This window comes from Mycobacterium gastri, from assembly GCF_002102175.1.
In the GTDB taxonomy this organism is placed as follows: Bacteria; Actinomycetota; Actinomycetes; order Mycobacteriales; family Mycobacteriaceae; genus Mycobacterium; species Mycobacterium gastri.
In genome coordinates this window covers 19,066-27,705 of the sequence record NZ_LQOX01000004.1, presented here as the reverse complement: position 1 = coordinate 27,705, position 8,640 = coordinate 19,066, and the positions used below count along the sequence as shown (strand labels likewise).

Annotated in this window: 10 protein-coding genes and 1 pseudogene; 4 read left to right on the top strand and 7 right to left on the bottom strand. The window is 65.0% G+C overall.

All coding sequences use genetic code 11. The features are described 5' to 3' along the window. Positions 1-25: 25 nt before the first annotated feature. Both AWC07_RS00860 and AWC07_RS29965 read right to left on the bottom strand, forming a co-directional pair. On the bottom strand, positions 26-1,459 hold the full coding sequence (locus AWC07_RS00860) for a PfaD family polyunsaturated fatty acid/polyketide biosynthesis protein (protein ID WP_244187390.1): 1,434 nt from the start codon (positions 1,457-1,459) through the stop codon (positions 26-28). A gap of 192 nt (positions 1,460-1,651) precedes the next feature. Next, on the bottom strand, positions 1,652-1,855 hold the full coding sequence (locus tag AWC07_RS29965) for a LysR family transcriptional regulator (protein WP_482805303.1): 204 nt from the start codon (positions 1,853-1,855) through the stop codon (positions 1,652-1,654). Positions 1,856-2,211: 356 nt separating this feature from the next. On the opposite strand from AWC07_RS29965, the pseudogene AWC07_RS26400 reads away from it, so the two are divergent. Beyond that, positions 2,212-2,410: pseudogene (locus AWC07_RS26400) on the top strand (IS3-like element ISMyma3 family transposase); the annotation flags it as partial. Between the two features lie 178 nt (positions 2,411-2,588). On the opposite strand, the gene AWC07_RS27330 reads toward AWC07_RS26400, so the two are convergent. Further along, entirely contained in the window at positions 2,589-2,759 is a 171-nt protein-coding gene (locus tag AWC07_RS27330) for a hypothetical protein (protein WP_167379991.1), read from the bottom strand. 351 nt (positions 2,760-3,110) lie between these two features. Between AWC07_RS27330 and AWC07_RS00855 the strand changes: the two genes are divergently transcribed. Then, positions 3,111-3,587, top strand: coding sequence for a hypothetical protein (locus AWC07_RS00855; RefSeq protein ID WP_139829465.1), 477 nt, complete (start codon positions 3,111-3,113; stop codon positions 3,585-3,587). A 214-nt stretch (positions 3,588-3,801) separates the two neighbouring features. On the opposite strand, the gene AWC07_RS00850 is transcribed toward AWC07_RS00855, so the two are convergent. The 4 genes from AWC07_RS00850 to AWC07_RS29630 form a co-directional block, all read right to left on the bottom strand. Next, entirely contained in the window at positions 3,802-4,539 is a 738-nt protein-coding gene (locus AWC07_RS00850) for a sirohydrochlorin chelatase (RefSeq protein WP_208622331.1), read from the bottom strand. After that, the gene (locus tag AWC07_RS00845) at positions 4,518-5,261 is read right to left on the bottom strand and encodes a phosphoadenylyl-sulfate reductase (protein WP_036416445.1); all 744 of its coding nucleotides are present in this window, start codon (positions 5,259-5,261) and stop codon (positions 4,518-4,520) included. The genes AWC07_RS00850 and AWC07_RS00845 overlap by 22 nt, the downstream gene beginning before the upstream one ends. Then, positions 5,258-6,925, bottom strand: coding sequence for a nitrite/sulfite reductase (locus AWC07_RS00840; RefSeq protein WP_036416446.1), 1,668 nt, complete (start codon positions 6,923-6,925; stop codon positions 5,258-5,260). The genes AWC07_RS00845 and AWC07_RS00840 overlap by 4 nt, the downstream gene beginning before the upstream one ends. A 116-nt stretch (positions 6,926-7,041) precedes the next feature. After that, entirely contained in the window at positions 7,042-7,134 is a 93-nt protein-coding gene (locus AWC07_RS29630; protein WP_425271202.1) for an Ms4527A family Cys-rich leader peptide, read from the bottom strand. A 468-nt stretch (positions 7,135-7,602) separates the two neighbouring features. On the opposite strand from AWC07_RS29630, the gene AWC07_RS00830 reads away from it, so the two are divergent. Further along, positions 7,603-8,046 carry a hypothetical protein gene (locus tag AWC07_RS00830; protein ID WP_244187388.1) on the top strand — a complete coding sequence of 148 codons (444 nt, stop codon included), beginning with the start codon at positions 7,603-7,605 and terminating at the stop codon, positions 8,044-8,046. Next, a complete protein-coding gene (locus tag AWC07_RS00825) occupies positions 8,043-8,495 on the top strand; it encodes a transglycosylase family protein (protein ID WP_036413063.1) in 453 nt (150 codons plus the stop codon). Before AWC07_RS00830 ends, AWC07_RS00825 begins: the two co-directional genes overlap by 4 nt. The last annotated feature ends 145 nt before the right edge of the window (positions 8,496-8,640 follow it).

Here is an 8,640-nt window from a genome sequence, read left to right as displayed (position 1 = left end):
CTTGCGACGGGAGGTGGACGGAGAACTATCCGAGAGGGCGTGGACGAAAGTCAAAAGCGAACGCCGGCAGGGCAACACCGGCAGCGCGTAGTTGACCGGCTCGCGTCACAGTTGCAGCTCCCTCGAGCAGATTGAGCGCAATCTGCCGGACCGTGCGTGCCTCCAACGGTTCGAGGAAACTTCCCCGCACCCAGTCGTTAAAGGCACCCATCGCTGGGCCGCACCAGATCTGATAATCCGCGCGCCGGGCAACATCTCCGTCGCGCGCCCACTGCGAGCCCATGAACAGATACCAGCGAAAGACGAGGGCCATACGATGTCTGGGGTCCGCTCGCGCACGCTCCACCTGCCGGGGATCGCTTTTCGAAAAGTGCGATTCGGTCTCGGCCCAGATGTCGGCTACTTTGCGGCCAAGCACGGTGGTTTCGAGGTTCGTTACCTCATCGACTGGGGCTTCTTCGAACGACAAGTATTTACTGTAGAATTGCGCTAACCGCTGGCCACGTTGGGCAAACAGCGTACCCCGCTTGAGCACCTGCACCGTCACTCCCATCTCGAACATGTCAGAGGCCGGCGCCATTGCCACGTCGGTGGATTGAGCCTGAGCGAGCAGATTTCGGGCATCCCCGGACAGGCCGCTCTCCACCGCCGACTGGTTGGCCGAACCGGTTAAGACGTACGCTGCGCCGGTGGCGAATGCGGCCGCCACGGCGGCAGGTGTTCCTAGTCCTCCCGCCGCACCTACCCGTGGTACAACCGCGTAGTTGTAGGCGGCGGCGATCTGGTCGCGCAGGAAAATGAGGCGCGGAAGCAGCACAGTCAGCGCACGATTGTCGGTGTGGCCGCCGGAATCGGCCTCGGCTGTGATGTCTTCGGCTACCGGGATTCCAGTTGCCAGTTGCGCTTCCTCGGCGGTGATCCGGCCTTCTGCGACAAGCGCACGCAACATCGCGTCTGGCGCGGGTGAAAGAAATTGTCGGGCGACCTCCTCACGAGAAACCTTGGCAAATATGTGTCCCGCCCGGACGATCCGTCCATTGGCATCACGGCGCAGTCCCTTTGCCGCGTAGAGGACGATCGCGGGCGTAAGACGCATGAACGCCGACGCCGAAACGTAACGCACGTCGAGGTGATGGAAGAGCTCTGCTGTAGCCAGCTCATTACCTTCATCGTGGAGATTGTGGATGAGATTGGCTCCCCAGCCGCGGGATTCGCGTCCGAGCGCATCCTGGATCTCCTCCACCCCTGTTCGAATGGCGTGCAAATCCAATCCTGCGCTACCGAAGAAGGCCATCGCACCAGCCCGCACGCCCTCGACCGTCATTCGCGCTGTGGCGATACCGCGGGCCATCTCGCCAACCACATACGGGAATCTGACGCCATGCGCGACGGTGAAGCCACGTTCGCCCAGCCACTCGGGATATACGGGCGGGAAGACGGCTAGCAGGTTTTGGCTCATGATCTCGGGGGTGAGATGTCCTGCGTCGTCAAGGACGACGGGGCGCGGCCCACGATCCGACCCGACTACCGCCACCGGCCTTCGAATCTCAGCGAGCGCTTCGCCGACGTCCGACCTCCTGGGCACCGCCGCCGCCGAGACGGCAGCCTGACGAAGCATTGCATTTGATTGCATGATGAGGCGCTCTAACGGTTATGCTCGCGCAGAAAAAATGGTGCCGCGGTGAGTTGTGAGACATGCGTGGTGTAGGAGGGCAGGCAGCTCATTCTGGGCCTCGACTGACGCGAACCGCTTTGACACGGTTTGTTGGGTCAACGCGAGTTCGCGGACGGCGACGTCGAGACTTCCCGTCTCAGCAATGTTCTGAAAGATTTCGACCGAGCCAAGTTCTGGCATGCGCGAGCTCAGCCGTAGCGTTGCGCAGTCGGCCGCAACCGTCATCGTAACCATCGCCTTTGCCTGGGTAACCCGCAGCGCCGCGTTGAGTGTGTCGGTGCCGACGTTCTGACATGGATGTTAAGGAGGTTGCGACAGGCCGTCTCCTCGCCACACCCTTCACTTGGGCAATCGACTGAGAGCTTTGAACCGCGCCTAGACCGCATCGCATTACTATCGAGCGCCGACCTTAATAAATCCTTTACGGTGAGGCCCGACTGAGGCGCGGCCGGCCGATGACGTGCATGTCGCTAATGCGAGCCTTGTGACCCGTCCCGGCGTGTCCGGAGACTCCCGATCTTGGGAGGATCTGAGTTATGGGACGCGTCAGCAAGTACGCCGACGAGCTTCGTGAGCGTGCGGTGCGCATGGTCGCTGAGGTGCGCCGCAGTACCCCTCGCAGTGGGCGGCGATCACCGCGTCGCGGGCATGTTGGGGATCGGCACACCGGAGACGTTGCGCACCTGGATCCGCCGCTCGGAGGTCGATACCGGCCAGCGCCCGGGTGTGACCACTGCTCCCGGAAAGTGATTCTGTCAACTATGGTTGTCTAATTCGCCAGGGCAAACCTGCGGTACCGCCGGGGAACCAAGTGGGTTGCTGCCGGCCGGCATCCGCGGGCGGTCCCGCCCATCGCGGCCGCCGGCGGCACCCGGACACCGCCGAACCGCGCTGACCTCTCGGCCGGCGGCGACTAATGCAAGTGCAGGGCAAGCGCCAGTGTCACCACCACGAACAGCAGCACGAAAAGCGCGACGACGACAAGGCCGACGAGCTCCGCAGGGGTGATTCTGCGCCGGGGCCGCGGTTGGGGCTCCGACAGCCCGCCGTAGTAGCGAAGTCGCCTTGCGCCCGGCTGCTGCACATGGCAAACCGTCAACCGTGGGAAACCTCACACCGTCTGCCGACACGGCCGAAAATGTCAGCGCCGCACCGGATTTTTCCGCTACCGGCGCCCTCGCTAATCCCGTTGACTTCCAAGGTGATCCGAACCAGGACCGGGACGGCCGCAGTACATCACGGGAATTGCGGAACCGATTTGTGCACCGCCGGCCTTCGACCGCCGACGGTTTCACAGCCACGGCACGGCGCCCCGAGCGATCTAATTAGATGTACTATCGGTCGGTCGGATCTGCGGCGCAACGCGTCGCCATGCCGCGTCAACAGATGCCAACGGCAACGCCGCCGGTTGGGTCCGCAACATGAGGAGTGGTCGATGAACGGGATAGTGGCGTCGGGTGTCCGCGGCACAATGACGAAAATTGCACTGGCCGCGGCGCTTGTCGCGATGCCCATGGCGGGTGTGACGGTGCCGGCGAACGCGACGCCGGGCTCCGCTCGCACGCTCGCCCCGCCGATTCTGCTCGACGATCCCACCTCTGACGATCCATCCGGCCCGGACGCTCCCACCTACCCCAATGATCCGCGATGCATCCAGATGCCGTTGGACCCGATATGCCATGGCGGCCCCTATTATCAGGGCCCGCCCACCGGGCCGGACGATCCGCAGTGCGCCCGGATGCCCGGCGATGGGGTGTGCGCCGGGGGTCCGTATGCCCCCAAGCCCATAGAGCCCGTGGCCCCACCGATCGCCGCCCCACCGCCCGAGGCGCCACAGCTGCCCGAGGCCCCGCACATCGACGCGCCACAGCTGCCCGAGATGCACTTCCCGTCGGCACCTGGTCGCATTTAGCGGGCCATGTTTTCGGCCGCAATGGCGGCTGCGACGCACCCGGCGCCGACGCAGACCGGGCAGGTGCTCGCACTGCCGGTCGGTCTGGCACCGAATCCCGCTGAGCGCCAGCGCCTTCGGCGCACCGATCAGGGGTCGGCGGCCTGGCGTCTGAACTCGAGCGTCGACCGATTCCAGCCCTGCGGCGGGCTGGTGTCGGCAGCGTTGCCCGGCGTCAGGCGGCGATGCGTTCTGCCGCCGCCTGATCGAAGCGATCCAGGACCGTCTCGGCAACCAGATGGTGTGCACCCAAAGGAGCTGTGATCGGAATGCCGGCGCGATCGGCGTAGCTGTGCACCCGGTCGGTCAGCACGCCCGGCGCGAGGAACCACGACGCGATCGCCAGCCGGCGGGCGCCGCGGCCGAGCAACTCGTCGACGGCGACCGGCAGCGAATCGGACGCGGTGGCGAAGGCGGTCGTGGCCGCGGCCCATCGCGTGCCGGCGGCCAGCTTCGACGCCACTGCCGCGGTGCGGACGTTGGCCGAAGCGCGAGACGAGCCGATCGCGACCACCAGCACACCGAGGCCATCATCGAGGCGCGAAACCCCCAGCTCGCCCAGCCGCTCGCGCAGTACCGTCACCAACCGGTCGTCCTCGCCCAGCACATCGGCCTGCCGTACTGCACTGGTGCGCCGTAAGGCGCCCGAGCCGGCGATCTGGCGGGGGATGTCGACGCGGGCGTGGTACGCGTCAGCCAGCAGCAGGGGAGCGATGACGGCATTGGCAGCACATTCGCTGAGCACTTCAACCAGGCTCGGCGGATTGTGTTCGCAGAACGCCACCTGCACGTCAAGGCCCGGCCGCAGGCGAGCCAGGCGGCCCGCCACCGCCCGCGCATTGGCTGCCGACCGCGGATCCGCGCTGCCGTGGGCGGTCAGGACGAGTGTCGTCACGATGCGTGCAGCCCGCATTCGGTCTTGGCCAGCCCTTGCCAGCGCCCGCTGCGCGGGTCGGCGCCGTCGGTCGGCTTGGCTGTGCACGGGGCGCAGCCGATCGACGGATAGCCTTCGTAGACAAGGGGATTGACTAGCACGTCGTGTTCGGTGATGTAGTCCTGCAGGTCTTGATCGGTCCAGGCCGCCAGCGGATTGACCTTCACCAGTTTGAACGCTTCGTCGAAGCTGATCAGCGGGGCGTTGGCGCGGGTCGGTGCCTCGACCCGGCGCAGTCCGGTCACCCAGGCCGAGTAGCCGCGAAGCGTCTTGCTCAGCGGGACGACCTTACGCAACCGGCAGCACTCGCCCGGATCACGGGCGAACAAATCCTTGCCCAACAATTCGTCCTGTTCGCCGACCGAATGCTCCGGAGTGACATTGAGGACCCGGACGTCGTAGACGGATTCGATCGCATCGCGGGTGCCGATGGTCTCCGCGAAGTGGTAGCCGGTGTCCAGGAAAATCACCGGCACGCCCGGGCGCACCTTGGCGGCCAGATCGACCAGCACGGCGTCGGCCATATTGGAAGCGACCACATAGTTGCAGGTCGCCCAGCCGCGGGGTCCGTTGACGCCGCCGAAGGTTTCATCGGTCCAGCGCAGCAGTTCGGTGGCGCTGGCGCCGTCGAGTTCGGCTGCGGCGCGCGCCGCCAACTCCCGCAGCTCCGGTTCGGTCGGTTTAGTTGCCGGGGAAGTCATCGCAGGTCGTCCTCCTCGGCCCGCATGGCCCACTGTGCGAATCGTTCGCCGTCGGCCCGATGCTTGATGAAGTTGCGTACCACCCGCTCGATGTAGTCGCCCAGCTCGTCGCTGGTGACCTTGTGCTGCCGTAGTTTGCGACCGAAACCGCTGTCCAGGCCGAGGCTTCCGCCCAGATGCACCTGGAAGCCCTCCACCGAGCCACCCTGACCGTCGTCGACCATCTGCCCCTTGAACCCGATGTCGGCGACTTGGATTCGCGCACACGAGTTCGGGCAGCCGTTGACGTTGACCGTGATCGGTACGTCAAGCGCTGAGTTGATGTCTTCCAGCCGGCGCTCCAATTCGGGCGCCAATGACTGTGCACGGACCCGGGTTTCGGCGAAGGACAGTTTGCAGAACTCAATTCCGCTGCACGCCATCAGATTACGGCGCCAGCGCGACGGGGTGGACTGCAGACCAAGCGCCTCCAGGCCGGCGACGGTGGCGTCGAGCAAGGCGTCGGGTATGTCGAGGATGACCAGCTTCTGGTAGGGCGTGAACCGGATCCGGTCCGACCCGGCCCGCTCGGCCAGCTCCGCCACCGCCGACAATATGGTGCCCGACACCCGTCCGGCGATCGGCGCGACTCCGATCGCGTTGCGGCTGTTTTTCAGTCGCTGCACCCCGACGTGGTCGATCGGATGCTTGATCGGTTCGGGGGCTGGGCCGTCGACGAGGGGACGCTGGAGGTATTCGGTTTCGAGCACCTGCCGAAATTTTTCGATACCCCAGTCCTTGATCAAGAACTTGAGCCGCGCCTTGGAGCGCAATCTCCGGTAGCCGTAATCCCGGAACACCGACGTCACCGCCGCCCACACCTCGGGCACCTCTTCCAGCGGCACCCAGGCGCCGACCCGCTGGGCCAGCATCGGGTTGGTCGACAAGCCGCCGCCGACCCAAAGGTCCAGACCCGGCCCGTGCTCGGGATGGTTGACGCCGATGAACGCGACATCGTTGATCTCGTGCGCGACATCCTGCAGGCCCGAGATGGCGGTCTTGTACTTGCGCGGCAAGTCGGCGAAGTCAGGCTTGCCGATGTAGCGGCGCACGATTTCGTTGATCGCCCAGGTCGGGTCGAGCACCTCGTCCAGCGACTCACCAGCCAGGGGGGAGCCCAGGATCACCCGGGGGCAGTCACCGCACGCCTCGGCGGTCTGCAGGCCGACCGCTTCCAGTCGGCGCCAGATTTCGGGGACGTTTTCCACCTCAATCCAGTGGTATTGGAGGTTCTCCCGATCGGAGATGTCGGCGGTATCCCTGGCGAACTGGGTCGAAATCTGGCCCAGCGTGCGCAGCGCCGCCGCCGAGAGCGCGCCACCGTCACAGCGGACCCGCATCATGAAGTACTTGGCCTCGAGCTTCTCGATGTTCTCGTCGCCGGTCCACGAACCGTCGTAGCCCTGCTCACGTTGGGTGTATAGGCCCCACCACCGAAACCGCCCCCGCAGATCGCCCTTATCGATGCTGTCGAATCCGCCTTGGGCATAGGTGTTTTCGATACGTTGCCGGACGTCGAGCGGATTGCCGGCCTTCTTCAGCTCCTCATTGGCGTTGAGCGGCTCGCGATTTCCCAGCGCCCATTGGCCCTCATTGCGGGGCTTGACAGGACGTGCTGTGGTCATTGGACCGTTCTCCTTTGCGAACATTGCCGACCTTGGCGCGCGGAAACCACCGATTCTTACGGCGAGGCGCAGATCCGGTGGCCAGCTGGAGGTACAGGTGGGCTGGGTCTACGACATCAAGGCCGACAGCAACAGCTGCAGACGCGCTTGAGGTCGATGTGCCGACGCAGTACCAGCGCAAGACGCGGGGTCGAATGGGCGACGGTCACGCCGACATTCTGCCATGGCCCGCAGCCGGCCGTGCGACCAGGTCCGATTTGTTCTCACCGTGAGCAAAACAAGGGCCAGTCCCGGGCGATCGGAGGAGGCGCCGGGCTGCTGATGCCCCGGTCGGGAGGTCGGCCCGGGAGATCGCCACCAAAATGTTATTTGGCCGCTATAGAAACTATTGCACTAAGAAAATATTGTCGCCTTCGTTTCCGGATTGGGGGCTCCTCGCTCCTAACCCACCAATGATCCGTCGTAGCTAGCAGCCTGACAGGGGAAGCCTTAGGTGAGCAATGTGGTCTAGGTCCAAATATGGGGCCCGTCGGGCCCATACATTCGCCGGCCAGGGTTCAGGGGCAACGCCGGGTGCCCAAGACGGCGTACCGGTGGCAAGAGTCAGCCGGTATGCCGACTCGGCCGGTGTCGCTCGCTCGACCAGACGCAACCATCGGTGGCTCGACGTGGTTGCGGTGGCCGTCGTTGCGGCGTTGGGTGGGCTGGTTTTCGGCGGCTGGGTGCTGTTTCAGCAGCACCAGAAGGATGAAGCTGCCAAGGAGGCGCTCGGCGCGGCGCAGAACTACGTCCTCAAGCTGACCAACCTTGATTCGGAAACAGTCGACGCCCGTTTCGCCGACATCATGGACGGCTCGACCGGTGAATTCCACGACTCATACCGCAAATCCAGTCAGCAGTTCCGCCAGGAGCTGGTCGAACGCCAGGTTCATACCCGCGGCTCTGTGGTGGCGGCCGCGGTGAAGTCGGCGACGCCGGACAAGGTTGTGGTCTTGATGTTCGTCGACGAATCGATAGGTAACCGAGACAATTCGCGTTCGCAACTCGACCACGTCCGCATCAAGGTGACGATGGTGAAGCTCCACGGTCGTTGGATGGCGAGAAAGGTACAGCTGCTATGAGTTTCGGGACAACGGCGATGTGCGCCGGCCGCAGCGCGGGCGCCATCGCGCGGAGGGTTTTCGCCGTGGCGGCCGTCGCGGGCGCCGCGTGGATCTTGGGGCCCGCCGTGTCGCCGGGCAGCTCGCGTGCCGATAGCGTCAATTGGGAAGCCATCGCGCAATGTGAGTCCGGCGGCAATTGGGCCGCCGACACCGGCAACGGTTTTTACGGTGGTTTGCAGATCAGCCAGCCGACGTGGCAGGGCAACGGGGGAGCCGGGTTGCCGTCGGCCGCCAGCCCGGACGGGCAGATCGATGTGGGCGAGCGAATCATGACGACTCAGGGGCCAGGCGCATGGCCAAGGTGCAGCTCCTGTAGCCGTGGTGACGCCCCGGTAGGTTCGCTGACACACATCCTGACAGCCCTGATGGCGGCAAACGGCGGTTGTACGGGTAACACCGACGACTGAGCCGGGCCCTGCCAGGGATGGCGGCGAACCACAGCGAGTCGTTCGGCGTAACTTTCCAAATTGGCGGAACTCCCGCGTCGGCTCCCGCAGTCAATAATCGCCGGTACCGGACGCTCAGCGGTGGACGGCGATCGTGCCCTGAGTG

Excerpts from the sequence above, each read along its gene's own strand:
- AWC07_RS00860 (WP_244187390.1), bottom strand. The coding sequence starts at position 1,459 with ATGAGCCAAAACCTGCTAGCCGTCTTCCCGCCCGTATATCCCGAGTGG.
- AWC07_RS29965 (WP_482805303.1), bottom strand. The coding sequence starts at position 1,855 with ATGCCAGAACTTGGCTCGGTCGAAATCTTTCAGAACATTGCTGAGACG.
- AWC07_RS00855 (WP_139829465.1), top strand. The coding sequence starts at position 3,111 with ATGAACGGGATAGTGGCGTCGGGTGTCCGCGGCACAATGACGAAAATT.
- AWC07_RS00850 (WP_208622331.1), bottom strand. The coding sequence starts at position 4,539 with ATGCGGGCTGCACGCATCGTGACGACACTCGTCCTGACCGCCCACGGC.
- AWC07_RS00845 (WP_036416445.1), bottom strand. The coding sequence starts at position 5,261 with ATGACTTCCCCGGCAACTAAACCGACCGAACCGGAGCTGCGGGAGTTG.
- AWC07_RS00840 (WP_036416446.1), bottom strand. The coding sequence starts at position 6,925 with ATGACCACAGCACGTCCTGTCAAGCCCCGCAATGAGGGCCAATGGGCG.
- AWC07_RS00825 (WP_036413063.1), top strand. The coding sequence starts at position 8,043 with ATGAGTTTCGGGACAACGGCGATGTGCGCCGGCCGCAGCGCGGGCGCC.